Source organism: Limosilactobacillus avium, from assembly GCF_947381485.1.
GTDB lineage: Bacteria > Bacillota > Bacilli > Lactobacillales > Lactobacillaceae > Limosilactobacillus > Limosilactobacillus avium.
Map to the genome: position 1 here is coordinate 1 of NZ_CANCWN010000092.1, position 577 is coordinate 577.

The 577-nt window shown below is 45.2% G+C and carries 1 protein-coding gene; it reads right to left on the minus strand.

The window, feature by feature from the left end; genetic code table 11:
• Positions 1-181: 181 nt before the first annotated feature.
• Positions 182-577, minus strand: a 396-nt coding sequence (locus QOS01_RS10430) for an LPXTG cell wall anchor domain-containing protein (protein ID WP_283622272.1), incomplete at its 5' end; no start/stop codon positions are given.

Consider the following 577-nt stretch of genomic DNA (forward strand, 5'->3'; position numbering starts at 1 on the left):
ATAAGTAGGGCGATCGTGATCCAAGCTTGAGGATCACGACCGCCTTTTTCAATACGTGTCGTTATGGTGTGCTTACGCCTAGACGTATCGTTATTGACTGCTTACCAAACAAAAACGCGAAGCGCGATTTGAAAATCGGCTATAGTGCCTCATTTCAAATTACAGTTCGCGTTTTTTATTTTTAGTTGTGACACTTTTTCTTGCTTAAACCAGCAAGTCCAAGGGAAGTAACCACCGCGCCAACTGCAAGCCCAACCAGTGATGATTGAGTTGCATTGTCGTTACCAGTTTGTGGTAACTTCGGTTGTGTTGAATGACTGGTTACGTTGTTATCAGAATGATGCAACGTCGTCACAGCATCAATTGGTTGAGATGGATCTTGTGGTGTGACCGGGTCAGCAGGTATTTGTGGATCTGGATCTACTGGCGTATGTGGGTCCACCGGATCATCAGGATCAACCGGTTGATCTGGTGTTTGAATTGCCTTCACACGAATGATAATCTGTTGATTTGCAGCATCCGTAAAGGTGTATTGGGTTGGCAATGTTCTTACCGCCTCATAACCAGCTGGCACTTG